The organism is Micromonospora sagamiensis (assembly GCF_014680085.1).
Lineage (GTDB): Bacteria > Actinomycetota > Actinomycetes > Mycobacteriales > Micromonosporaceae > Micromonospora > Micromonospora inyonensis.
Genome location: NZ_AP023438.1, coordinates 1,786,314 through 1,809,597, shown reverse-complemented (window position 1 = coordinate 1,809,597; position 23,284 = coordinate 1,786,314). Strand labels below are relative to the sequence as shown.

18 protein-coding genes and 2 pseudogenes are annotated in these 23,284 nt (G+C 73.5%); 10 read left to right on the top strand and 10 right to left on the bottom strand.

Translation table 11 applies throughout. The features are described from left to right. Positions 1-2: 2 nt before the first annotated feature. Complete coding sequence (locus IGA62_RS07385) at positions 3-899, bottom strand: alpha/beta hydrolase family protein (protein WP_145815671.1); 897 nt, start codon at positions 897-899, stop codon at positions 3-5. 182 nt (positions 900-1,081) lie between these two features. Here IGA62_RS07385 and IGA62_RS07380 point away from each other — a divergent pair, with 182 nt between their 5' ends. After that, a complete protein-coding gene (locus IGA62_RS07380) occupies positions 1,082-1,264 on the top strand; it encodes a hypothetical protein (protein ID WP_145815672.1) in 183 nt (60 codons plus the stop codon). A 14-nt stretch (positions 1,265-1,278) separates the two neighbouring features. On the opposite strand, the gene IGA62_RS07375 is transcribed toward IGA62_RS07380, so the two are convergent. From IGA62_RS07375 to IGA62_RS07340, 8 genes are all read right to left on the bottom strand, one after another. Continuing rightward, positions 1,279-2,403, bottom strand: a complete 1,125-nt coding sequence (locus IGA62_RS07375) for an acetate/propionate family kinase (RefSeq protein ID WP_145815673.1) — start codon at positions 2,401-2,403, stop codon at positions 1,279-1,281. After that, entirely contained in the window at positions 2,400-4,466 is a 2,067-nt protein-coding gene (gene pta / locus IGA62_RS07370) for a phosphate acetyltransferase (RefSeq protein WP_145815674.1), read from the bottom strand. The genes IGA62_RS07375 and pta overlap by 4 nt, the downstream gene beginning before the upstream one ends. A gap of 59 nt (positions 4,467-4,525) precedes the next feature. Next, entirely contained in the window at positions 4,526-5,209 is a 684-nt protein-coding gene (locus tag IGA62_RS07365; RefSeq protein WP_186499718.1) for a DUF998 domain-containing protein, read from the bottom strand. A 117-nt stretch (positions 5,210-5,326) separates the two neighbouring features. Continuing rightward, the gene (locus IGA62_RS07360) at positions 5,327-5,506 is read right to left on the bottom strand and encodes a DUF6104 family protein (RefSeq protein WP_091451114.1); all 180 of its coding nucleotides are present in this window, start codon (positions 5,504-5,506) and stop codon (positions 5,327-5,329) included. A 73-nt stretch (positions 5,507-5,579) separates the two neighbouring features. Further along, positions 5,580-9,356, bottom strand: coding sequence for a multifunctional oxoglutarate decarboxylase/oxoglutarate dehydrogenase thiamine pyrophosphate-binding subunit/dihydrolipoyllysine-residue succinyltransferase subunit (locus tag IGA62_RS07355; protein WP_145815675.1), 3,777 nt, complete (start codon positions 9,354-9,356; stop codon positions 5,580-5,582). A 260-nt stretch (positions 9,357-9,616) separates the two neighbouring features. Beyond that, on the bottom strand, positions 9,617-10,444 hold the full coding sequence (locus IGA62_RS07350; protein ID WP_145815676.1) for an ABC transporter permease: 828 nt from the start codon (positions 10,442-10,444) through the stop codon (positions 9,617-9,619). After that, positions 10,441-11,376, bottom strand: coding sequence for an ABC transporter ATP-binding protein (locus IGA62_RS07345; protein ID WP_145815677.1), 936 nt, complete (start codon positions 11,374-11,376; stop codon positions 10,441-10,443). The genes IGA62_RS07350 and IGA62_RS07345 overlap by 4 nt, the downstream gene beginning before the upstream one ends. 148 nt (positions 11,377-11,524) lie before the next feature. After that, positions 11,525-12,235: a hotdog family protein gene (locus tag IGA62_RS07340; RefSeq protein WP_145815678.1), complete on the bottom strand. Its 711-nt coding sequence runs from the start codon at positions 12,233-12,235 to the stop codon at positions 11,525-11,527. 163 nt (positions 12,236-12,398) lie between these two features. Between IGA62_RS07340 and IGA62_RS07335 the strand changes: the two genes are divergently transcribed. The 9 genes and pseudogenes from IGA62_RS07335 to IGA62_RS07300 all read left to right on the top strand — a co-directional run bounded on the left by IGA62_RS07335 (position 12,399) and on the right by IGA62_RS07300 (position 21,740). Next, positions 12,399-13,238 (top strand): GNAT family N-acetyltransferase, encoded by an 840-nt coding sequence (locus IGA62_RS07335; protein WP_145815679.1) that lies wholly within the window; start codon positions 12,399-12,401, stop codon positions 13,236-13,238. Continuing rightward, a complete protein-coding gene (locus IGA62_RS07330; protein WP_145815680.1) occupies positions 13,235-14,086 on the top strand; it encodes a lysophospholipid acyltransferase family protein in 852 nt (283 codons plus the stop codon). Before IGA62_RS07335 ends, IGA62_RS07330 begins: the two co-directional genes overlap by 4 nt. 86 nt (positions 14,087-14,172) lie before the next feature. Continuing rightward, on the top strand, positions 14,173-14,874 hold the full coding sequence (locus IGA62_RS07325) for a response regulator transcription factor (RefSeq protein ID WP_088982280.1): 702 nt from the start codon (positions 14,173-14,175) through the stop codon (positions 14,872-14,874). Beyond that, positions 14,871-15,036: pseudogene (locus IGA62_RS30880) on the top strand (two-component sensor histidine kinase); the annotation flags it as partial. The gene IGA62_RS07325 and the pseudogene IGA62_RS30880, both read left to right, overlap by 4 nt. 200 nt (positions 15,037-15,236) lie before the next feature. Continuing rightward, positions 15,237-16,454, top strand: a pseudogene (locus tag IGA62_RS07320) (HAMP domain-containing sensor histidine kinase); the annotation flags it as partial. 62 nt (positions 16,455-16,516) lie between these two features. Further along, positions 16,517-18,133 (top strand): S1C family serine protease, encoded by a 1,617-nt coding sequence (locus IGA62_RS07315; protein WP_190289266.1) that lies wholly within the window; start codon positions 16,517-16,519, stop codon positions 18,131-18,133. Positions 18,134-18,292: 159 nt separating this feature from the next. Beyond that, positions 18,293-18,964 (top strand): BON domain-containing protein, encoded by a 672-nt coding sequence (locus IGA62_RS07310; protein ID WP_145815682.1) that lies wholly within the window; start codon positions 18,293-18,295, stop codon positions 18,962-18,964. Between the two features lie 122 nt (positions 18,965-19,086). After that, positions 19,087-20,142 carry a glycosyltransferase family 4 protein gene (locus tag IGA62_RS07305; protein ID WP_145821742.1) on the top strand — a complete coding sequence of 352 codons (1,056 nt, stop codon included), beginning with the start codon at positions 19,087-19,089 and terminating at the stop codon, positions 20,140-20,142. Positions 20,143-20,558: 416 nt separating this feature from the next. Further along, the gene (locus IGA62_RS07300) at positions 20,559-21,740 is read left to right on the top strand and encodes a Cmx/CmrA family chloramphenicol efflux MFS transporter (protein WP_145815683.1); all 1,182 of its coding nucleotides are present in this window, start codon (positions 20,559-20,561) and stop codon (positions 21,738-21,740) included. A gap of 30 nt (positions 21,741-21,770) precedes the next feature. Here the strand turns inward: IGA62_RS07300 and IGA62_RS07295 are convergent, their stop codons facing one another. After that, on the bottom strand, positions 21,771-23,246 hold the full coding sequence (locus IGA62_RS07295; RefSeq protein WP_145815684.1) for a serine/threonine-protein kinase: 1,476 nt from the start codon (positions 23,244-23,246) through the stop codon (positions 21,771-21,773). Between the last annotated feature and the right edge of the window lie 38 nt (positions 23,247-23,284).

Here is a 23,284-nt window from a genome sequence, read left to right as displayed (position 1 = left end):
GCTCAGTGGGGGATGCCGAGGCGGTCCTCGAAGCTGGTCACCCCGGCCAGCCGCGCGCCCGCCGCGATCCGTCGTCCGGCCGCCGGGTCGTCGTAGAGCCGCCAGCGCAGCAGGTCGGTGGTGGCGGCGAGGACCTGTGCGAATCCGGGCCGGTCGGGGGTCAGGTACTCGCCGTGCCCCTGGCCGGGCAGGGTGAGGAACGCCCGGGGCCAGTCCGCGCGGTCGTATCCGGCCCGGCCGACGTGCCACGGCACGATCTGGTCGGCTCCGCCGTGCACGAAGAGCAGGGCGGCCGGCGGTCCGGCGAAGCTGCCCGCCATGCCGCCGGCGGCGATGATGACGCCCGCTCGCAGTCGTGCCGGGTGACCCGAGGTGAACATGCCGGCGGTGGTGAACCCGCCGGCCGAGTGTCCGGCAGCGGCGACCCGGCCGGTCTCCAGGTGACCGGCGAGCAGGTCGCCGGGGGTGCCGTCCAACCGGATGAGGTGTCGAACCACCCGCCAGGCGTCCGCCGGCTGGTTGCGGACGTCGGCGCGGTCGAACCGGGCCGAGCGGAGGTTGGTGTTCGGGTAGGTGGGCGCGGCCACCACGAAGCCCGCTGCCGCCCACCGGGTGGTCAACGCGGCGTGCAGCGCGGGCACGCTGCGCAGCCCGTGGCTGTACAGCACCACGGGGAACCGACCCGGCGCGACCGACCGGCCGGCTGCCGGGTACCAGACGGTCACCGGCAGCGGGCGGGCCGACCCGGGCTCGACGGTGAGCGTCCGCACGCCGACGGCGTACGCCTCCCGGGGTGCCGGGCGGGGCGGTGGGGCGGCACCGGGCGCGGCGGTGGCCGTGCCGCAGCCGGCCAGCAGCACCGTCAGCAGCAGCGCGGCGAGCAGGCGAGGCGGTTTCATGTCCTGACGGTAGGTGCCCCCGCAGCGGTGCGCTCCCGCCTTCCGGATCGGGTACGCCCGCCACCCGGCCGATCCGTTTCCGCCACCCGGCCGGGAGGCGTTCCGGGGAGACCGTCGACGGACGCGGGCGCGCGGGTGCGGCGGCTCACCGCGGGTTGCGCGGCTTCGCTACCCTCGTCGGCATGGCTGACGACTCCGTCGACCCGGGTGGGACCATCGAGTCGTATCGTGCCTTCGTGCCCGCTCCGGAGCTGGCCAGCCCGATCGGCCCGCCGGTGCCGGAGTCGTCGAAGCCGTCGCTGATCGGCGCGGCGGTGGTGGCCGCGCTGCTGCTCGCCCTGGCCTTCTGGATCGCCCTGAGCTGACCCGCGCGGGCGGGTCAGCCGGCGGCGACCACCGCGCGGGCCGCCCGGGCGATCTCCCGTTCCTCGTCGGTGCCGACCACGCAGACCGTGACCTCGGAACCATCCGGGGAGATGACCCGGTCCGCCCCGCCGCCGGTGGCGTTGCGCGCCGGGTCGACGCTGATCCCCAGCCGTTCCAGCCCGGCCAGCGCGGCGGCGCGGACCGGCGCGGCGTGCTCGCCCACCCCGGCGGTGAAGGTGATCGCGTCGACCCGCCCGAGCAGGGCGTAGTACGCCCCCACGTAGCCGGTGATCCGTCGGCAGTACACGTCGAAGGCGAGCGTCGCCGCCGGGTCGCCGTCGGCGCGGCGGGCCAGCACCTCCCGCATGTCGTTCGCCCCGGCCAGCCCACGCAGGCCGCTGCGGTGGTTGAGCAGGTCGTCGAGCGCGTCCACCCCGAAGCCGGCCTCGCGGTGCAGGTGGAAGAGGATCGCCGGGTCGAGGTCACCGCTGCGGGTGCCCATCACCAGGCCCTCCAGCGGCGACATCCCCATCGAGGTGGCGACGCTGCGTCCACCGGCCACCGCGCAGGCGCTCGCCCCGTTCCCCAGGTGCAGGGTGATGGTGTTGGTCTCCCCGTACGCCCGGCCGAGCAGTTCGGCGGTACGCCGGGAGACGTACGCGTGCGAGGTGCCGTGGAAGCCGTACCGCCGCACGCCGTACCGCCGGGCGGTCTCCCGGTCCACGGCGTAGGTGGCGGCGGCCTCGGGCAGGGTGTGGTGGAACGCGGTGTCGAAGACCGCGACCTGCGGGGTGTCCGGCAGCAGGTCACGGGTGACCTCGATGCCGGCCAGGTTCGCCGGGTTGTGCAGCGGCGCGAGCGGGAACAGGTCGCGGATGGCGGTGAGCACCCCGTCGTCGACCCGCACCGGCTCGGTGAAGCGCTGGCCGCCGTGCACCACCCGGTGCCCGACCGCGACCAGGTCGGTCAGGTCCAGCCCGGCGAGGATCTCCCGGACCGCGCCGGAGTGGTCCGCCGGACCCCCGCCCGGCTCGCCGATCCGCTCGACGGTGCCCCTGGCGTCCACCGTGTCGCCAGCGTAGAGGCGGTACTTGACCGAGGACGAACCGCAGTTGAGCACCAGCACCCGGTCGGTCACGACGGCTCCCCGGCGGCCTGGATGGCGGTGATCGCCACGGTGTTGACGATGTCGGCGACGGTCGCGCCCCGGGACAGGTCGTTGACCGGCCGGCGGAGACCCTGCATCACCGGGCCGACCGCGACCGCGCCGGCCGAGCGCTGCACCGCCTTGTACGTGTTGTTGCCGGTGTTCAGGTCCGGGAAGACGAAGACCGTGGCCCGCCCGGCGACCGGGCTCTCCGGCAGCTTGGTGGCGGCCACCTGAGGGTCGATCGCCGCGTCGTACTGGATCGGCCCCTCGACCAGCAGATCCGGCCGGCGCTCCCGGACCAGTTTCGTGGCCGCCGCGACCTTCTCCACGTCCGCGCCCGCCCCGGAGCTGCCGGTGGAGTAGGACAGCATGGCGACGCGGGGTTCGATGCCGAACCGGGCGGCGGTGTCGGCCGAGGAGATCGCGATGTCGGCGAGCTGGGCGGCGTCCGGGTCGGGGTTGACCGCGCAGTCGCCGTAGACCAGCACCCGGTCGGCGAGCAGCATGAAGAAGACACTGGAGGCCACCGAGACCCCCGGCACGTTCCGGATGATCTCGAAGGCCGGGCGGATGGTGGCGGCGGTGGTGTGCGTCGCCCCGGAGACCATGCCGTCGGCGTGCCCGGTCTGCACCATCATCGTGCCGAAGTAGTTCGGCTGCGCCATGATGTCGTGCGCCAGTTCGACCGTCATGCCCCGGTGCCGGCGCAGGTCGGCGTAGCGCTCGGCGAACTCGTCCCGCCACTCGCTGGTGACCGGGTCGACCACCTGCGCGTCGCCGATGTCGATGCCCAGTTCGCGGGTGCGCCGGGCGATGTCGTCGGGGCGGCCCAGGAGGGTCAGCGCGGCCACGCCCCGGCGCAGCAGCACCTCCGCCGCCCGGAGGATCCGCTCCTCGGTGCCCTCGGGCAGCACCAGCCGCCGCTGCCGCGCCCGGGCCCGGTCGATCAGGTCGTACTCGAACATCAGCGGGGTGACCCGCTCGGAGCGGCTGACCTCCAGCCGGCGGGCCAGGTCGACGGTGTCCACGCAGCTCTCGAACGCGCCGAGCGCGGCCTCCACCTTGCGCGGGTGGGCCGGGCTGGGCCGCCCCTCGATCCGGTTCGACGCGGAGATCGTGTCGTAGCTGTCGCTCGGCACCGACAGCACCGCGAGGCCGGTGTTCATCCGCTCGACCAGCCGCATCGCCCGGGGGTCGGGCCGCTCGCCGAGGGTCAGCACCAGCCCGGCCAGCGAGACCTGCCCGGCCACGTGCGCGGCGCTCGCCGCCACCAGCAGGTCGTCCCGGTCCCCGGGGGTGATCACCAGGCAGCCGTCGGTCAGGTGCTCCAGCAGGGTCGGCACGTGCGCCGCGCCGACCACGTAGTCGAGCACGTCCCGGCCGAGCGCGGCGTCGTCCCCGGTGAGCAGGGTGGCACCGAGCGCCGCCGCCACCTCGGCCACCGTCGGCGCCGACACGGTCGGCACCTCCGGGATCGCGTACGCCGGAACGGGCAGGTCCGGCAGCGTCATCGGCCCGGACACCCGGTTGGCGATCACCGCCAGCACGGTCGCGCCCAGGTCCGCCAGATCGTGGTACGCCCCACGCGCCGCCGCCGCGACCGCCTCCGGCTCCTGCCCGAAGCCGTCCACCACGGGCACCACCACGCTGCCGAACTCGGTGGCCAGCCGGGCGTTGAAGGCCAGCGCGCGGGGATTGCCCGGGTCACCGGTGTCGTCGAGGTCGCTGCCCACCACCACCATCGCCGGGCAGCGCCGCTCCACCGCGCGGTACCGCTCGACGATCCGGCTGATCAGTTCCTCCCGCTTGCCGTCACCGACCAGCCGGGCCGCCTCGGCGTACGTGGTGCCGTGCAGATCCGCCACCGGCGGTTCGATGCGGTACCGGTCGCCGAGCAGGGCGAGGATCGGGTCGGGCGCGGAGCCGGCGACCAGCGGCCGGAACGCGCCGATCCGCTCGACCTGACGGGAGAGGAGTTCCGCGAGACCGAGCGCGATGGTCGACTTGCCACCGCCCGAGCCCACGCTGGTGAGGTAGACACTGCGCGCCACGCCCTCACGCTACAAGATCGCACTCGGGCCCGCCCGGGTCCTTGGTCCCGGGCAGGGGCTCAGGACACGGCCGGCTCGGCCGGGCGGGGCGTCTCCTCCCGGGGCGGGTGGGCGGCCCGGAAGATCGCGTCGCTGCGGGCCAGCCACGCCGCGCCGAAGGCGAACACCGCGACCGCCTCGCACCACAGCACCGGCCGGAGCGTGTCGCGGACGTCGTCGGGCAGGACGTTGCTGGCCACGGCGAGCACGATCGCCGCGATGATCACGTACCCGCAGGTGCGGTAGAACCCGTTGCCGGGCACCGGGTCGGGGCGGACCGTCGGGTCGGCCCGGGTGAACAGGACCAGGCAGAAGACGGCGAGCAGCAGGAACAGCACCGCCGCGCAGACCTGGTGCACCACGCCGACGACCCGTTCGGTGCCGGTCGGGTCGCCGGTCGCGGTCGGGAAGAGCGCCACCCCGATCGCCAGCACCCCGGCGATCGTGCTGATCAGGTCGTCGGGCCGCCGGTGCCGGTAGCTGATCAGGAAGACGCCGATCGCGCACATGCCGCCGACGAAGACGTCCCGCATCGGGCTGTGGTAATACCCGCTGAGCGAGCCGAGCAGCGCGGGGCGGCCGGCGACGAGGGCGTACCCGGCGGTCAGCACGATCGGCAGGGCGATGCCGACGGTACCGATGCCGACCCGGAGCCGGCGTACGGTCACCGCGTCCTGGGGTGGCTTGGGGGTTTCGGGGCTCATGTCCGCCTCCCTTGGTCGGGCGGCGTACGGTCCGGCCGGGACGAACCGGACCGTGGACGCTGCCTCCCAGTGCACCCGACGGTGACGCTGGGTGTCAATCACCCCGTCCGGTGGACGTCAGTCGTCGTCCTCGTCGTCCAGCCGGGCCAGCCAGGTGGCGAACCGCTCGATCGGCGTCTCGAACTCCGGGTTCAGGTCGACGAAGTCGCGCAGCCGCTCGCCCAGCCACTCGACCGACACGGTCTCCTCTCCGCGCCGCTCGACCAGCTCCTCGATACCGCGGTCGGTGAAGTACATGTGCTCTCCTCGAACATGCCGCTGGGGCAGGCCCGGCCGGTGTCGGCGGACGCTGCCCCAGCGTGGGACGGGATCAGGGACGGGGCAGGGCCGCTTCGATGAGCGCGGCCTGCTCGACGTCGTGCATCTTCGCCGAGCCGACGGCCGGAGCCGCCGCGGCCGGACGGGAGATGCGACGCAGCCGGACGTCGTCCAGGTGCTCCAGCAGGTTGAGCGCGACGAAGCTCCAGGCACCCTGGTTGGCCGGCTCCTCCTGCACCCAGGCGAAGTCCTCGGCGTTCGGGTACTGGGCCAGGGCGGCCCGGATCTCCTCCACCGGCAGCGGGTAGAGCTGCTCGATCCGGATGATCGCGGTGTCCGTGACGCCCCGGTCGGCGCGGGCCTGGAACAGGTCGTAGTAGACCTTGCCCGAGCAGAGCAGCACCCGCTTCACCTGCTCCGGCGCGGGCGCGGCACCGTCGCGCAGCACCGGCTGGAAGGTGCCCGAGGTGAAGTCCTCCACCTGGGAGATGCAGAGCTTGTGCCGCAGCAGCGACTTCGGGGTGAAGACCACCAGCGGCTTGCGCTTCGGCGACAGCGCCTGGCGGCGCAGCAGGTGGAAGTAGTTCGCCGGGGTGGTCGGGATGGCCACCCGCATGTTGTCCTCGGCGCACATCTGGAGGAACCGCTCCGGGCGGCCGGAGGTGTGGTCCGGGCCCTGGCCCTCGTGGCCGTGCGGCAGCAGCAGGGTGACCGCCGAACGCTGGCCCCACTTCACCTCGCCGGACGAGATGAACTCGTCGATCACCGACTGGGCGCCGTTGACGAAGTCGCCGAACTGGGCCTCCCAGCAGACCAGCGCGTTGACGTTCTCCACCGAGTAGCCGTACTCGAAGCCCATCGCGGCGTACTCGCTGAGCAGCGAGTCGTGCACGAAGAACCGGGAGCGCTCGCCGTCGGCGGTGAGCGACTTCAGGGGGAGGTAGTCCTCGCCGGTCTTCGCGTCGACCACCGACGCGTGCCGCTGCACGAAGGTGCCCCGGCGGGAGTCCTGCCCGGCGAGCCGGACGGTGACCCCGTCGTGCAGCAGCGTGCCGAAGGCGATGATCTCGCCGAAGCCCCAGTCGATGCCACCCTCGACGGACATCTTCGCCCGCCGGTCGAGCAGCTGCTGGATCCGCTTGTGCGGGGTGAAGCCCTCGGGGAGGTTGACGTGCGCGTCCCCGACCGCCTTGACCACGGCGGCGTCGGTCGCGGTCTCCACCTGCGGCTCCGGCTCGTCCTCCCGGCGCGGCCGGGCGACCTGCTTCGGGGCCGACGCGGCGTCCCGGGTGGCCTTGAAGACCCGCTCCAGCTGGGCCTGGTAGTCGCGGAGCAGCTCCTCCGCGTCCTCCACGGTGATGTCGCCCCGACCGATCAGCTCCTCGGTGTAGAGCTTCCGCACCGAGCGCTTCGAGTCGATGATCTTGTACATCTGGGGGTTGGACATCGACGGGTCGTCGCCCTCGTTGTGCCCACGCCGCCGGTAGCAGACCATGTCGATGACGACGTCCTTGTTGAACGCCTGGCGGTACTCGAAGGCCAGCCGGGCGACCCGGACCACGGCCTCGGGGTCGTCGCCGTTGACGTGGAAGATCGGCGCCTGGATCATCCGGGCCACGTCGGTGCTGTAGAGGCTCGACCGCGAGTACTCCGGGGCGGTGGTGAAACCGACCTGGTTGTTGACCACCACGTGCACGGTGCCACCGGTGCGGTAGCCGCGCAGCTGGGAGAGGTTGAGCGTCTCGGCGACCACACCCTGGCCGGCGAAGGCGGCGTCACCGTGCACCGCCAGCGGCAGCACGGTGTAGCCCTCCAGCTTCAGGTCGATCCGGTCCTGCTTGGCCCGGACGATGCCCTCCAGCACCGGGTCGACCGCCTCCAGGTGCGACGGGTTCGCCACCACCGAGACCTTGACCGAGTGCTCGCCGTCCGGGGTGGTGAACTTGCCGTTCTGGCCCAGGTGGTACTTCACGTCGCCGGAGCCCTGCGTCGAGCGCGGGTCGAGGTGCCCCTCGAACTCCGAGAAGATCTTCTCGTACGGCTTGCCGACCACGTTGGCCAGCACGTTGAGCCGGCCCCGGTGGGCCATGCCGATGACGACCTCGTCCAGCCCCGCCTCGGCGGAGGACTCCAGCACCTCGCCGAGGAGCGGGATCAGCGACTCGCCGCCCTCCAGCGAGAAGCGCTTCTGCCCGACGTACTTGGTCTGGAGGAAGGTCTCGAACGCCTCGGCCGCGTTGAGCCGGTTGAGCACGTGCTTCTGCTCGTCGGCGGTCGGCTTCTCGTACTTGCGCTCGATCCGCTCCTGGATCCAGCGCCGCTCCTCCGGGTCCTGGATGTGCATGTACTCGATGCCGATCCGGCGGCAGTACGAGTCGCGCAGCACACCGAGGATCTCGCGCAGCTTCATCCGCCGCTTGCCCGCGAAGCCGTTGACCGGGAACTCGCGGTCCAGGTCCCACAGGGTCAGCCCGTGCTGGAGGACGTCCAGGTCGGGGTGCTTGCGGATCTTGAACTCCAGCGGGTCGGTGTCGGCCATCAGGTGGCCGCGCACCCGGTACGCGTGGATCAGCTCGTGCACCCGGGCGGTCTTGTTGACCTGGCCCTCGCTGTTCACCGCGACGTCGCGCATCCAGCGCACCGGCTCGTACGGGATGCGCAGCGAGGTGAAGATCTGGTCGTAGAAGCCGTGTTCGCCCAGGAGCAGCTCGTGCATGACCTTGAGGAACTCGCCGGACTGCGCGCCCTGGATGATCCGGTGGTCGTACGTGCTGGTCAGCGAGATGACCTTGCTGACCGCCAGCTCCGCCAGGGTGGCCTCGCTCATGCCCTGGTACGGCGCCGGGTACTCCATCGCGCCGACGCCGATGATCGCGCTCTGGCCCTGCATGAGTCGCGGGATCGAGTGCACCGTGCCGATGCCGCCCGGGTTGGTCAGCGAGATCGTGGTGCCCGCGTAGTCGTCCATGGTCAGCTCGTTGCGGCGGGCGCGCCGGACCACGTCCTCGTACGCCTGCCAGAACTGCCGGAAGTCCATCTGCTCGCAGGCCTTGATGGAGGGCACCACCAGGTTGCGGGTGCCGTCCGGCTTGGTCAGGTCGATCGCGATGCCGAGGTTGACGTGCTCGGGCGTGACCATCGCCGGCTTGCCGTCGACCTCGGCGAAGGAGTTGTTCATCTCCGGGTGCTGGACCAGCGCCCGGACCATCGCGTACCCGATCAGGTGGGTGAAGCTGACCTTGCCACCCCGGCCGCGGGCCAGGTGGTTGTTGATCACGATGCGGTTGTCCACCAGGAGCTTCGCCGGCACGGCCCGGACGCTCGTCGCGGTCGGCACGTTCAGCGAGGCGTCCATGTTCTGGACGATGCGCGCGGCCACGCCGCGCAGCGGGGTGGTGCGGGGGCCGCCCGACGACGGTGCGGCGGCGGCCTTGGCGGGCGCGGCCTTGGCGGCCGGCTTGGCCGGGGCGGCCTTCTCCGGGGCGGGCCTGGCCGGAGCCGGCGTGGCGGCGGCCTTCGCCTGCGGCGCGGCCGTCCGGCCGTTCTCCGGCTGCCCGGCGGCCCGGCGCTCACGGTCGGGCTGGGCGACGGCGGCGGCGGGTTCCTGCTGCCCGGCCGGCTCCGCCGTGGCGGCGGGCGGCGTCTTCTTCGGCGCCGTCGCCGGGGTACCGGCGCCCGGACCGGGCCGGTAGTCGGCGAAGAAGTCGTGCCAGGCCGAATCGACGCTGTTGGGGTCGGCGAGGTAGCGCTGGTACATCTCCTCGACGATCCACTCGTTCGGGCCGAAACCCGCCAGTGGGTTCTCCTGCGAAGTCTGCTGGGTCGACACGGCCGGTAATCGCCTCTTTCACGCGGGTTGTGTGTCTCGCGGCGTCCGCGGGCAGTCCCCTGAGGGGAGCGGACAGACGGCTCCCAGGCTACGCCGTGCGGGTGGCGGAGGCATTTCCGCCTCCGGCCCGTGTCACGTTTCACAGAAGATGCCAGAAATTCACCAACTGGCGCGTACGGCGTCGTCTCCTTGCTAGGCGGTCGCCCCGGGTGGGGGCGGCACGACGTGCCGCCCCCACCCGTTCCGCCAGCGACCCGGCGTCAGGAAATGTCCCGACGGCGGGTGATCAGGATGCCGGCCAGGCCGGAGACGATCGCGTACGCGACCAGCACCAGTGCGCCCGTCCACCACGGCGGCAGCATCGGTGAGTCGATGCCGCTGATCATGACCGTGGAGGCGATCGCCGGCCAGACCACCTGCCACTCCAGGATGGCCTCGGAGTCCAGCAGGTTGGACAGGAGCAGGAAGAGCAGCCCCACGACCTGGGTGCCGACCAGGTAGACCACCGAGGCGGTGATCACCGCGCCGAGCTGGTTGGTGATCAGCGTGCCGAGCCCCACGCCGAGGATCGTCCAGATCGCGTACGCCAGCAGGTTGAGCAGCAGGGCCCGGTGGACCTCCCACTCGCCGAGCTGGGTACCGAAGTCGTTGACGGACATGAAGATCACGCCAGCGGCCAGGGCGATCACCGTGGTGACCAGCCAGAACACGAAGCCCATCAGGGACGCCGCGATCAGCTTGCTCGCGATCACCGAGGTGCGTCGGGGCGTGCTGAGGAACGTGGTGGTGGCCGTCTGGTGGAAGAACTCGTTGGTCACCATCAGGATGCCGATCAGCATCACCAGGAGCAGGCCGAAGAACTGCCCCGAGGTGTAGAGGTTCGCCGCCTGCCCGGCCACGTCGGCCTGGGCCGCCGCCTCCTCCGGGGAGATGCCGAGGTCGGCCGGGTCCCCGGTGAGCGAGACGTGGGTGATCCAGGCGTTGAACGCGAACGCGATCGCCGTCGCGACGAAGGCCCCGATCGCCAGCAGCCACCAGGTGCTGGTGGTCCGGATCTTGAGCAGTTCGGAGCGGACCAGGTTCATCATCGGATGTCCGCCTTTCCGGCCGTCAGGTCCAGGAAGACCCGTTCCAGGTCGGGTCGTTCCGGGGTCAGTTCGTGCAGTTCGATCCCGGCGGCCAGCGCGGCCCGACCGACCGCCGGCGCGTCCACCCCGGTGACCAGGAGCGCGCCGTGCTCGTCCGGCTCGACGGTGGCGGAGAGCTCAGCCAGCGCCGAGACCAGCGCCTCGGACTGCGGGGTCCGTACCCGCACCCGCGCACCCTGGGTCATCGACCCGAGGACCTCCTCGACCGGCCCCTGCCGCACCAGCCGGCCGGCGGCGATGATCACCACGTCGTCGGCGAGCAGCTGCATCTCGGAGAGCAGGTGGCTGGAGACCAGCACCGTCTTCCCCTGGTGGGCCAGGCCCTTGAGGAAGCCCCGCATCCAGCGGATCCCCTCCGGGTCGAGGCCGTTCGCCGGCTCGTCCAGGACCAGCACCCGTGGGTCGCCCAGCATCGCCGCGGCGATGCCGAGCCGCTGCTTCATGCCGAGCGAGTAGCCCTTGAACTTGCGCTTCGCCGCCGGCGTCAGGCCGACCATGGCCAGCGCCTCGTCGGCCCGCTGCATCGGCAGGCCGGCCGCCGCGCAGATCACCCGGAGGTGGTTGACCCCGGTACGCCCCTTGTGGGCGCTGGACGCCTCCAGGACCGCCCCGACGTGCCGGAGCGGTTGCGCCAGGTCGGCGTAGCGCGCCCCGCTGATGGTGGCCGTCCCCGAGGTCGGGGTGACCAGGTTCAGCAGCATCCGCAACGTGGTGGTCTTACCCGCGCCGTTCGGCCCGAGGAAGCCGGTGACTCTCCCCGGCTGCACGGTGAACGACAGGTTGTCGACCGCTCGCACGGTGCGGTACTGCTTGGTCAGGCCGGACACCACGATCCGACCCTGGTCGGCGGGGCTCCGCTGCCCGTCAGACATCTTTCTCCTCCCCTGGCGCCGAGAAGCGCCGTCACACAGCGTGACGGCTGGGCCGGTCCAGGTCAATAACGCTGGGCTCCGAGATATGTCTCCACCTCAGGCAGGAGCGGGTCCTCCCGGGGAATGAGAACATCACCCTCGGTGGTCGTCAGGTCACCACAGCGATCCAGGTGGCGCGGGCGTGGGCCAGGAGGGTGCCGTCGGGGGCGTACAGGCTGGAGTGCACCAGCGCCTTGCGTCCCTCGCCGCCGGTCGCCGCACCGGTCACCACGCACTCGTCGCCCGGTCGGGGCAGCGCCGCCACGCGCACCGCGATCCGGCCCAGCACGTACGGGCGGCCGGGGGCGATCACCGCCCAGCCACCGGGGCAGTCCAGCGCCGCCCAGACGGTCTCCGGGCGGACCTCGGCCGGTACCCGGAACGGGGCCGCCGTCCGGCCGTCGGGAAGCCGGCCGGGGAAGATCCGCAGACCGTCGGCGTGCTCCGGGCCGCAGACGTAGCAGCCGGGAAAGGGGTGACCGGTGAAGCCGGGATAGTCGGCGGAGGCGGCCCGCGCGGTGGCCAGGTCCACGGCCGGCACGGTCGGGGTGAACTCCGCCACCGGCGCCACCTGGGCGACCAGCGTCCCGTCCGGATCGTGGATCTCGTGCCGGCCGGGCTGGTCGGCGGAGGGCACCGCGCGCAGCGGCACCGCCAGCGGCGGCGGCCGGCGCAGGGTCACCTCGACCGCTCCCGCCGCGCCGACGGCGGACCGGGCGTCGGCCGGGGCGGCACCGGCGACCGCGGTGGCGAAGACCCCGGCGCTCCAGCCGCCGTTGCCGGAGCCGGGTGGCCCGTTGTAGCGCGCCTCGATGATCATCCGGTAGGTCCTCCGTCGCCACCGCCCGGCGGCGGTGCCGGGCCAGAAGGGCAGCCTGCCACGTCCCCGGGCCCGCCGACAGGCCGCCGTCGGCGACAGGCGTTCACCAGATCGACACCCGCCGACCCGGTACCCGGCAACCCCGGTCGCCTACACAGTGCTCATGGCCGTTCCGCACCCCACTGGCACCCCCCTGACGACCAGCGGATACACCCTGCACATCGCCGACGACCCGGCCGAGGTGGCGGCCGCCCAGCGGCTGCGGCACGAGGTGTTCGGCACCGAACTCGGTGCCACCCTGCGCCCCGGTACCGCCGGTCTGGACACCGACGACCTCGACCCCTGGTGCGACCACCTGATCGTCCGGCAGGAGCGGACCGGGGCGGTGGTCGGCACGTACCGGCTGCTGCCGCCGGGACGCACCGACCGCCGGTACGCCGAGCAGGAGTTCGACCTGACCCCGCTCGACCCGCTCCGCGACGACCTGGTCGAGGTGGGCCGCTCCTGCGTGCACCCGGACCACCGCTCCGGTGCGGTGATCAACCTGATGTGGGCCGGCATCGCCCGCTACCTGCACCTGCGGGGACGCCGCTGGCTGGGCGGCTGCGCCTCGGTGCCGGTGGCCGACGGCGGGCGTACCGCCGCCGGGGTGTGGGAGCGGGTGCGGGCCGGGCACCTCGCACCCCCGCCCCTGCGGGTCCGGCCGCACCGCCCCTGGTTCGCCGAGGCGGGTGCCCTGCCGCCGGCGTCAGCCGCCGAAGGGCCCGCGCCCGCCCCGGGGACCGGATCCGCCGGACGGCTGGAGGTGCCCCCGCTGCTGCGTGGGTACCTGCGGCTGGGCGCGTGGGTCTGCGGCGAGCCCGCCTACGACCCGGACTTCGCGGTGGCCGACTTCTACGTGCTGCTCAGCCTGGACCGGATGAACCCGCGCTACCTGCGGCACTTCCTCGGTGAGCCGGCGGCCGACCCGGCCGTGTCCCGTCGGGCCGGGGCGACGGCGTGAGCACCGTCGGGTACGACCTGTGGCGTCCGCTCTCCGCGTGTGGCGCGGACTGCCTGCCGGTCGACGGTCACCTGCCGGCCGTACCGGTCGGCCGGCGGGCGACCCGGCTGCTGGCCGTACTCGGAATGCTGCTGGCCGGAGCCGCGCTGGCCGGCGCGCTGCCGCTGCTGCCCGCGCCCGCCCGGCGGGCCGGGTGCCGGGTCTGGGCGCGCGGCACGGCGCGGGCGTTCGGCGTGCGGCTGGTGGTCCGGGGCCGGCCGCCGCGTGGCCGGGCGCTGCTGGTCGCCAACCACGTCTCCTGGCTGGACGTCGTGGCGCTGCTCGCGGTCGCCCCGGCCCGGATGCTGGCCAAGCGGGAGGTACGGGCCTGGCCCGTGGTCGGCCTACTCGCCCGGGGAGCCGGCACGGTCTTCGTCGACCGCTCGCGCCCCCGGGCGCTGCCGGCGACCGTGCGCCGGGTGGCCGACCTGCTCCGGTCGGGCCGGCAGGTCGCGGTCTACCCGGAGGGGACCACCTGGTGCGGTACGGTCGACCCGGTCCACGTCCGGCCCCGGCCGGGTTTCCGGCCGGCCGTGTTCCAGGCGGCGGTCGACACCGGCGCGCCGGTCGTGCCGATCCGGATCGGCTACCGCTGCGCCTCGACCGGCGTCGACACCACCGCCCCGGCCTTCCTCGGCGAGGAGAACCTCTGGCGCTCGGTACGGCGGGTGCTCGCCACCCGGGACCTGGTGGTGTCGGTGACCGTCGGCGCGGCGCTGCACCCCGGGCCCGGGGCGGACCGGCGTGGCCTGGCCCGGACGGCGGAGTCCGCGCTACGGCTGATGCCGGTGTGGAAGAGTGGCGCCTGAGTCCGGTTCACCGGGCCGCCGGGGCTTTCAGGCTTTTTGCAGCAAGCGTCCAGCCCGGGCGCAGCGTCGTCGCGGATGATGGCCACATGGCCCCTACCCAGACCGAGGCGCGACTGCTCGTCGTCGAGGACGACCCGAACATCCTCGAACTCCTCTCCGCGAGCCTGCGCTTCGCCGGCTTCGACGTGGCGACGGCGACCAGCGGCAGCGCGGCGTTGAGCGCCGCCAAGGATCACCGCCCCGACCTGGTCGTCCTCGACGTGATGCTGCCCGACCTGGACGGCTTCGAGGTGATCCGGATGCTCCGCGAGGGCGGCACGCGGACACCGGTGGTCTTCCTGACCGCGCGGGACGCCACCGACGACAAGATCCGGGGCCTGACCCTGGGCGGCGACGACTACGTCACCAAGCCGTTCAGCCTGGAGGAGTTGACCGCCCGGATCCGGGCGGTGCTGCGGCGCACGGTCACCGGGGAGCACTCGCCGTCCCGGCTCACCTTCGCCGACCTGGAACTGGACGAGGAGACCCACGAGGTGCACCGCGCCGGGCAGCGGGTACAGCTCTCGCCGACCGAGTTCAAGCTGCTGCGCTACCTGATGCTCAACGCCAACCGGGTGCTGTCCAAGGCGCAGATCCTCGACCACGTCTGGAACTACGACTTCCGGGGCGACGACAACATCGTCGAGTCGTACATCTCGTACCTGCGCCGGAAGGTGGACAACACCCAGCCCCGCCTGATCCACACTCTGCGCGGGGTCGGCTACGTGCTGCGCAAGCCGGCGGCGTGAACGCCGTCGACCAGGCGAAGGGACGACTGCGGTCGGTACCGCTCCGGGTCAAGCTGGTCACGGCCGTGCTCGCCCTGGTCGCCGCCGCCCTCGTCGTGATCAGTTCGCTGACCACCTTCTTCCTCCGCAGCTACCTGGTCGACCAGGTGGACGCCGAACTGCGCAACAACGAGGCGACCATCCGGGGGGCGATCAGTCGCCTGCTGTCCGAGGGGAATTCGCAGAAGGCGGACCTGCCGACCGACTACATGGTCGCGGTGGTCGACGCCAACGGGACCGATCTGCTGAGGTACGACAGCAGCAACCTGGGCCCGGCGGACCTGCCCGCGTTGTCGGACGCCCTCACCGATGCCCAGGAGCGCGTCGGTAAGCCGTTCACGGCGCGTGCCCAGGACGGCGAGATCCGCTGGCGGGTGCTCTACATCCAGCTGCCCGACGGCACGGTGCTCGCCATCGGGCAGCACCTCACCGACGTCGACCGGGCGGTCAAGCAGCTCGTCTGGATAGACCTGCTGGTCGGGGGCGCGGTGCTGGTGCTGCTCGCCTCGATCGGCGCGGCGATCGTGCGGACCAGCCTGAAACCGCTGGTGGAGATCGAGCGGACGGCCGCCGCGATCGCCGGGGGTGACCTGACCCGGCGGGTGCCCGACCCGGAGCAGGGCAACGAGTGCCCCACCTCCGAACTGGGCCGGCTCTCCCGGGCGCTGAACTCGATGCTCACCCAGATCGAGGCGGCCTTCACCGCCCGTGCCGCGTCCGAGGCGTCGGCGCGGTGGGCGGAGGCCGCCGCCCGGGACGCCGCCGAGGCGGCCCGGGCGTCCGAGGCCCGGGCGATCCGTTCCGAGGAGCGGATGCGGCAGTTCGTCGCGGACGCGTCACACGAGCTGCGCACTCCGCTGACCACCATCCGGGGCTTCGCCGAGCTGTACCGGCAGGGCGCGGCCCGGGAGCCGGAGGAGACCGCCGGCCTGCTGCGCCGGATCGAGGACGAGGCCGCCCGGATGGGGCTGCTCGTGGAGGACCTGCTGCTGCTGGCCCGCCTGGACCGGGAACGGCCGCTGTCGCTGGCCCCGGTCGAGCTGCCGGTGCTCGCCGCCGACGCGGTCCAGGCCGCCCGGGTGGTCGCCCCGGACCGCCGGATCAGCCTGGACATCGGCCCGAACTCCGGGCCGCTGGTCGTCCGGGGGGACGACGCCCGGCTGCGGCAGGTCATCGGCAACCTGATGACCAACGCGTTGACCCACACCCCGCCGGACGCCTCGGTGACCCTGCGGCTGCGGGCCGAGGAGGCGATGGCCGTGGTGGAGGTGGCCGACACCGGGCCGGGGCTCTCCGAGGAGCAGGCCGAACGGGTCTTCGAGCGGTTCTACCGGGCCGACGCCGCGCGGAGCCGACGGGCCGGTGGGGCCAACGGGACGGGGCTGGGACTGGCCATCGTCGCCGCCCTGGTCGCCGTCCACCAGGGCACCGTCGAGGTGGACTCCACCCCGGGCGGTGGGGCGACCTTCCGGGTACGGCTGCCGTTGGCGCCGGAGGAGCCGGGTGACTCCCCGGGGGAGCCCGCGCGCGACGCGCGGTGATTTTCAGGCAACATTCAGGCGGGTTCCAGGCTGGACGCAGCCCTCGAAGGCAAGGTGGAGACATGACCGAGTACGAGACCGACCCGCAGCGGCGACCGGCCGACACCGAGCCGGTGCATCCCACCGCCGAGCTGCCCCGCGCCGAGCAGGCGCCGTCGCCGTACGCCGCGGACGCCACGGCGGCGTCCGCCGACCGTCCCGGAGTCGACGCGCCCCCGGCGACGCCCCCCACCACCGACCTGCCGGCGGCCGGGGCCACTGCCCCGGCCGACACCGCCGCATCCGCCACCCCGCAGGGTGCTCCGACCCCGCAGGGTGTTCCGACCCCGCAGGGCGCTCCGAGCCCGCAGGGTGTTCCGACCCCGCAGGGTGCTCCCGGGCCGTCCCCGGCGGGCGCGCCGCAGGGCTGGCGCCCGGCCGAGCCGACGCCCCCCTCCGCCGCGCCCTACCCGGGCCACCTGTCCGGGCAGCCCGGTCACCCGTCGCCCGGCGGCCCGTACCCGAACGGTCCCTGGTACCCCGGGAACCAGGGCGGTTGGCACGCCGGTCACCCGGGGCAGCCGGGACCGTCCGGGCCCGTGCCGCCCGTCGGGCCGGTGCCGCCGTGGGCGCAGGCTCCAGCTCCCCGCCCCCACACCCCGCCAGGCCGGGCGGCCAAGTTCGCCGCCGCCGGGGTCGCCGTGCTGGCCCTGATGTTCGGCTCCGGGGTCGGTGGCGGCGCGGTCGCGCTCGCCCTGTTCGACGACAACGGCGACACCCGCACCTACTCCGCCGCCCCGGTGCTCAACAGCGCCGACCTGCCGAAGATCGCCGCTGCCGTGCAGGACAGCGTGGTCTCCATCCAGGCCGGCAGCGGCGAGGGCTCCGGCGTCGTCCTCAGCGCCGACGGGTTCGTACTGACCAACAACCACGTGGTCGCCTCCGCCGGTGGGGAGACCGTGCAGGTGGTCTTCGCCAACGGCAAGACCGCCGCCGCGGAGGTGGTCGGCACCGACCCCAGGACCGACCTCGCGGTGGTGAAGGCGTCCGGGGTCTCCGGTCTCCAGCCGGCCAAGCTCGGCGACAGCGACGCGATGCAGGTCGGTGACCAGGTGCTCGCCCTGGGCAGCCCGCTGGGCCTCCAGGGATCGGTGACCGCCGGCATCATCAGCGCCCGGGACCGGACCATCCGGGCCGGCAGCCAGCAGGACCCGCAGGCCGGGGCCAGCTCCATCTCCGGGCTGCTCCAGACCGACGCCCCGATCAACCCGGGCAACTCCGGCGGCGCGCTGGTGAACACCCGGGGCGAGGTGATCGGCATCAACACCGCGATCGCCACCAGCGGCCAGAGCAGCGGCAACATCGGCGTCGGCTTCGCCATCCCGAGCAACAAGGCCAAGCTCGTCGCCGAGCAGCTCCAGCGGGGCGACAAGGTCAGCCACCCGTCCCTCGGGGTCAGCGTCACCGGTGCCGAGGACGGTGGGGCGCTGGTCTCCACGGTCACTCCGGGCAGCGCCGCCGAGAAGGCCGGACTGCGCAAGGGCGACGTGATCACCAAGTTCGGCGACAAGGTCATCAAGGACTCGAACGACCTGGTGGCGGCCGTGCAGGCCGGCAAGGTCGGCGACCGGGTGGAGGTCGAGTACCGCCGCAACGGCGCCACCGCCACCGCCACCGCGACGCTCGCCGAGGCGTCCTGACCGAAGCTGTCTCCTCCCCACTGACGGCGGGCGGCGGAACCGAGGGGGTCGGTTCCGTCGCCCGCCGTCCCTTCGTGGCCACCCGTACCGGGTGACCCGACCTCACCCCGACCGCGGGCAGCATCGACGGCATCCGCGGCGGCAGGGGAGGGAAGCGGCATGACCACAACGGCGGGACGACGCACCGACCGGCAGATCCAGCAGGACGTCTCCGAGGAGCTGCTCTGGGAGCCCCGCCTCCCGTCGACCGGGGTCGGCGTGACCGTCCAGGACGGGGTGGTCACACTGACCGGCCAGGTGGGCAGCTACGCGGAGCGGTGGGCCGCCGAGCGCAGCGCGCAGCGGGTGCGCGGGGTCCGGGCGGTCGCCGACGAGCTTGAGGTGCGGCTCGGCGTCGACGCGGAGCGCACCGACGCCGAGGTGGCGCTCGCCGCCGTCCGGGCGTTGGAGTGGGACAGCTTCGTACCGGCCGAGCGGCTGGACGTCACCGTCGCCGGCGGCTGGGTGATGCTCCGGGGCCAGGTCGAGTTCGGCTTCCAGCGCCGTGCCGCCGAGCGCGAGCTGCGCCGGCTGCGCGGCGTGCGGGGGATCACCAACCTGGTCCGGGTCCGCCCCCGTGGCGCGTCCACCGGTCAGGAGCTGCGTCGGCGGATCCAGGGGACGCTGCTGCGCCGGGTCGGCACGGCGGGGGTCACCGTGGAGGTGGCCGGGGACGCCGTGCTGCTCGCCGGCACGGTGCAGACCCTCACCGACCGGGACGAGGCGGAACGTGTCGCGTGGTCGACGCCGGGGGTCTGTGTGGTGCGCACCGAGGTGGCCGTCGCCGGCTGACCCGACGGCCGGCGGTTTACCCCCGGCGGTGGCGGGAAGTCGCCGCCCGGGACCTTGACAGGGGAGGCGTCGTCGTCGTGAACCAGTCGTCCGCCACGCGCGAGGGGCCGTTGCGGATCGCCATGGTGGTGCCCCCCTGGTACCCGGTGCCCCCGTCCGGCTACGGCGGCCTCGAACAGGTGGTGGCCGGTCTGGTCGACGGCCTGGTCGACCGGGGGCACCGGGTGACGCTCTTCGGCGCTGGTCCGGCCCACGGCACGGACGCCGCGTACGTCCCGACGGTCGGCGAACTCCAGCACGAGCGGCTCGGCGAGTCCCTGCCGGAGCTTGCCCACCTGGCCCGGGTGCACCGTTCGCTCGACCCGGCCCGCTTCGACGTGGTGCACGACCACACCACGATCGGGCCGCTGCTGGCCGAGCGGCGCGCCCTGCCCACGGTCGCCACCGTGCACGGCAACCCGGTCGGCGAGTACGGCGACGTGCTCAGCCAGGTGCCCGACACGGTCGGCCTGGTCGCCATCTCGCACGCCCAGCGTCGGCTGAACCCGGGCCTGCCCTGGGCCGGGACGGTGCACAACGCCCTGGAGACCGGGGTCTTCCCGCGCAAGCGTGCGCCCGGCACCGGTCCGGTGCTCTGGTTGGCCCGGTTCAGCCCGGACAAGGGGCCGGAGGTGGCCGTCGCGGCCTGCCGGGCGGCGGGGTTGCCGCTGGTGCTGGCCGGAAAGTGCAACGAGCCGGGGGAGCGCCGCCACTACGCGGAGGTGGTCGAGCCGCTGCTCGGGCCGGATGTGCGGGTGGTGTTCGACGCCGACCGGGAGACCTGCCTGCGGCTGCTGGTGGAGGCCCGCTGCCTGATCATGCCGATCCAGTGGGACGAGCCGTTCGGCATGGTGATGGTCGAGGCGATGGCGACCGGCACCCCGGTGGTCGCGTTGAACCGGGGCGCCGTGCCCGAGGTGGTCCGGCCCGGGGTGACCGGGCTGGTCCTCGACCGGCCGGAGGAACTGCCGGCCGCGCTGCGCGAGGCGGACCGTCTGCGGCCGGAGGACTGCGTCGCGCATGTGGCGGAGCACTTCTCCACCGCCGGGATGGCGCGCGGGTACGAGGCCGTCTACCGCCGGCTGGTCGCCCGCCCGCACCCCGTCCGCGCCGAGGTGGTCGGGACGCACGTCCGCTGACGGGTCGGCCCGACCTTTGGCCGGCTCCACAGCACCCGCCGGGGAACACGATTGACGGCGGGTTCGCGCGCTGACTAGGGTCGCCCCGTGTCCAGCCCCGAGGCGTCCAGACGCTAGCCACCGGTCTTCGGTGGCGGGCTCGTGGTGATGTCGCTCTGAAGCGCTGTCGAATCTGAGACGGCGCTCTCCTTCCTGCCGTGCCTGTCACCGGACCGCCGTGGGCTGTCCCTCGCGGAGGGTCGCACCTGGGCGACGCCACCGTCTCCGTCGCCTCCGTGAGATCACACCCCGGGTTTCCCTCGCGCGGTGGTCCCGTGCGCCCGGCTGGACGCGTGATCCGTCGCCACGTCCAGCCGTGGCCCGTCGTGACTCGACCGCGTGCTTCATCCATTCGCGTCGAGAAATGTGGATCTGTCATGCCAATCGCCATCTACCTGCTCGGACTGGCGGTGTTCGCCCAGGGGACGTCCGAGTTCATGCTCTCCGGCCTGGTCCCGGACATCGCCCGCGACCTGCACGTTTCCGTCCCGGCCGCCGGAGCGCTGACATCGGCCTTCGCCGGAGGAATGATCATCGGAGCGCCCCTGACGGCCATCCTCAGCCTGCGGTGGCCGCGACGACGGGCGCTGCTGGTCTTCCTGGTCGTCTTCATCCTGGTGCACGTCGTCGGGGCGGTCACCACCGACTTCGACGTCCTGCTGGCCAGCCGGGTCGTCGCGGCGCTGGCGTACGCCGGGTTCCTGGCCGTCGGCCTGGCCACGGCGACCGGAATGGCCGGGCCCGACGCCCGTGGCCGGGCCGCCTCCGTCCTGCTCGGTGGCATCACCCTGGCCTGCGTCGCCGGGGTGCCGGCCGGTGCCCTGCTCGGTCAGCTCTGGGGCTGGCGTTCGGCGTTCTGGGCGGTCGCCGTCGTCTCGGTGCCCGCCGTCGTCGCCATCCTGCGCTCGGTTCCGGCCGGCGCACCGGACCCGGCCGCCCCCGGCGCCCGGCGGGAACTGCGGGCGCTGCGCCGTCCCCGGTTGCTCGGGTACCTGCTCCTGGGTGCCCTGGTGAACGGCGCGACCTTCTGCACCTTCACGTACCTGGCGCCACTGGTCACCGACGTCACCGGGTACGGCACGGATTGGGTGCCCGTCCTGCTGGCCCTCTTCGGCCTGGGATCGTTCGCCGGCGTGACCCTCGGGGGCCGCCTGTCGGACTCCCAGCCGATGCGACTCCTCGTCCCCGGCGGCCTGGCCCTGCTCGCCGGCTGGCTGCTGTTCGCGGTGACGGCGGAGCACGCGTCCGTGGTGTTCCTGCTCGTCTTCGTCCAGGGGACCCTCTCGTTCGCCGTCGGATCCACGCTCGTCGCCCGGGCGCTGTACGCGGCCGTCGACGCGCCGTCCCTGGGCGGCTCGTTCGCGACCGCCGCCCTCAACGTGGGCGCGGCCGTCGGCCCCCTGCTGGGCGGTGCCGCCATCGGTGCGGGACTCGGCTACCGGTCCCCGCTGTGGGTCAGCGCGCTGCTGGTCGCGTGGGCGTTCCTGGCAGCGGGACTCGCCTGGACGGTGCGCGGTCGGGTCCGGACCGACCCGCCCGGGGAGGTGGTCGCCTCCTAGTGCGGGCCGGGGACGTCGGGTGGGATACCCCTAGGTCCGCGCGGCGGCGAGGCGTTGCAGGGCGGTGTCGAGCTGGCGGGCGTACCCGGGGGTGATCGCGCCCTCGCTGACCCGGCGCGCGACCTTCTCCCGCAGCTGGGCCACCGACCGCGTCACGTCGTGCTGGCCGCCGGAAGCTTCGGCGGTCAGGTTGCGTAGGTGGTTGTCCAGGTCGAGGCCGACGTCCTCGCGGATCTCGCCGGCCGTCACCCCGGCGTCGATGAGCTGGTCGAGCCGACCCACCGCGCTCTCCAGGGTCTCCCCGTCCGGGGTGGCCGCCGGGCGCGACGACGTGGCCGCCGGTGGCCGGGACGGGCGTTCGACGGCCGTACCGGCCGGGGCGGGCGACTCGCCGGTGGGCGCGACCGCCGGCCCGGTGGTCGGCTGGACCTGGACCGGTGGTGGGGTCGTCCCGGGGTCGTCCGGCCAGGCCAGTACGACCGGGACGAGCACCACGAGCGCCCCGGCGGCCAGGCCGAGTGCCCACCGGCCCCGTCCCCGGTCCGTGGGCGCGCCCGCCCGGACCTGGTCGGCCGGTATCCGGCCGGCCGGCGGCGCGGGTGCCGGCCCGGCCGTCACGGGCACCGGGGCGGGCTCGCCCGGTGGCAGCGGCACGGTCTGCGCGGGAGCCGGCTCGGCCGCCAGCTGTCGCCCCAGCGCCTCGGCGACCTGCCGCGCGGTGGGGCGTTCGGCCGGATCCCGCGCGAGGCACCGCAGACAGGTCCGCGCGACCAGGGGCGGCAGGTCCGGTACGCCGGCCAGCGTCGGCGCCTCCCGGGTCTCCAACGCCACCCCGAGCTGTTCCCAGGTGTCCGCCGGGTACGGCACCCGCCCGGTCAACGTCTCGTAGAGCAGTACGCCGAGGGAGTAGACGTCGGTCGACGGCTGGGCGGGTGCCCCGTCGAGGCGTTCCGGCGCGACGTACGCGGGGGTGCCGAACGTGCCGCCGTCCTCGTCCTCGTCCGGGGCACCGACCCGGGTGGCGATGCCGAAGTCGAGGACCTTCGCGCCGACCGGGGTCATCATCACGTTGGCCGGAGTGATGTCCCGGTGCACGATGCCGAGCCGGTGCGCGGCGGCGAGGGCGTCGGCCACCTGCACGCCGATCCCGACCGCCTCGGCCCAGGGCAGCGGCCCCTCGGTGAGGCGGCCCTCCAGCTCCTCGCCGGTGAGCAGTTCCATCACCACGAAGGAGGTGATCGTGCCGTCCGGGGCGATCGCCTCGCCGTAGTCGTGCACCGAGGTGACGTGCGGGTGGACGAGCTGCGCGGCGGACCGCGCCTCCTCCCGGACCATGTCCCGGAAGCGGGCGTCGGCGGCCAGCGACGGGGCGAGCACCTTCACCGCGACGATCCGGTCGAGCACCTCGTCGCGGGCCCGCCAGATCACCGACATGCCGCCGGAGCCGATCCGGTCGACCAACCGGTACCGGCGCGCCAGCAGGCTGCCGGCGTGAAGCGCTCCCATCACTGAACGCACCTGCCTCGGGTCGGAGCGGTATCAGG

Excerpts from the sequence above, each read along its gene's own strand:
- IGA62_RS07295 (WP_145815684.1), bottom strand. The coding sequence starts at position 23,246 with ATGGGAGCGCTTCACGCCGGCAGCCTGCTGGCGCGCCGGTACCGGTTG.
- IGA62_RS07310 (WP_145815682.1), top strand. The coding sequence starts at position 18,293 with ATGACCACAACGGCGGGACGACGCACCGACCGGCAGATCCAGCAGGAC.
- IGA62_RS07340 (WP_145815678.1), bottom strand. The coding sequence starts at position 12,235 with ATGATCATCGAGGCGCGCTACAACGGGCCACCCGGCTCCGGCAACGGC.
- IGA62_RS07315 (WP_190289266.1), top strand. The coding sequence starts at position 16,517 with ATGACCGAGTACGAGACCGACCCGCAGCGGCGACCGGCCGACACCGAG.
- IGA62_RS07380 (WP_145815672.1), top strand. The coding sequence starts at position 1,082 with ATGGCTGACGACTCCGTCGACCCGGGTGGGACCATCGAGTCGTATCGT.
- IGA62_RS07350 (WP_145815676.1), bottom strand. The coding sequence starts at position 10,444 with ATGATGAACCTGGTCCGCTCCGAACTGCTCAAGATCCGGACCACCAGC.
- IGA62_RS07335 (WP_145815679.1), top strand. The coding sequence starts at position 12,399 with ATGGCCGTTCCGCACCCCACTGGCACCCCCCTGACGACCAGCGGATAC.
- IGA62_RS07345 (WP_145815677.1), bottom strand. The coding sequence starts at position 11,376 with ATGTCTGACGGGCAGCGGAGCCCCGCCGACCAGGGTCGGATCGTGGTG.
- IGA62_RS07325 (WP_088982280.1), top strand. The coding sequence starts at position 14,173 with ATGGCCCCTACCCAGACCGAGGCGCGACTGCTCGTCGTCGAGGACGAC.
- IGA62_RS07360 (WP_091451114.1), bottom strand. The coding sequence starts at position 5,506 with ATGTACTTCACCGACCGCGGTATCGAGGAGCTGGTCGAGCGGCGCGGA.
- IGA62_RS07365 (WP_186499718.1), bottom strand. The coding sequence starts at position 5,209 with ATGAGCCCCGAAACCCCCAAGCCACCCCAGGACGCGGTGACCGTACGC.
- IGA62_RS07300 (WP_145815683.1), top strand. The coding sequence starts at position 20,559 with ATGCCAATCGCCATCTACCTGCTCGGACTGGCGGTGTTCGCCCAGGGG.
- IGA62_RS07385 (WP_145815671.1), bottom strand. The coding sequence starts at position 899 with ATGAAACCGCCTCGCCTGCTCGCCGCGCTGCTGCTGACGGTGCTGCTG.
- IGA62_RS07305 (WP_145821742.1), top strand. The coding sequence starts at position 19,087 with ATGGTGGTGCCCCCCTGGTACCCGGTGCCCCCGTCCGGCTACGGCGGC.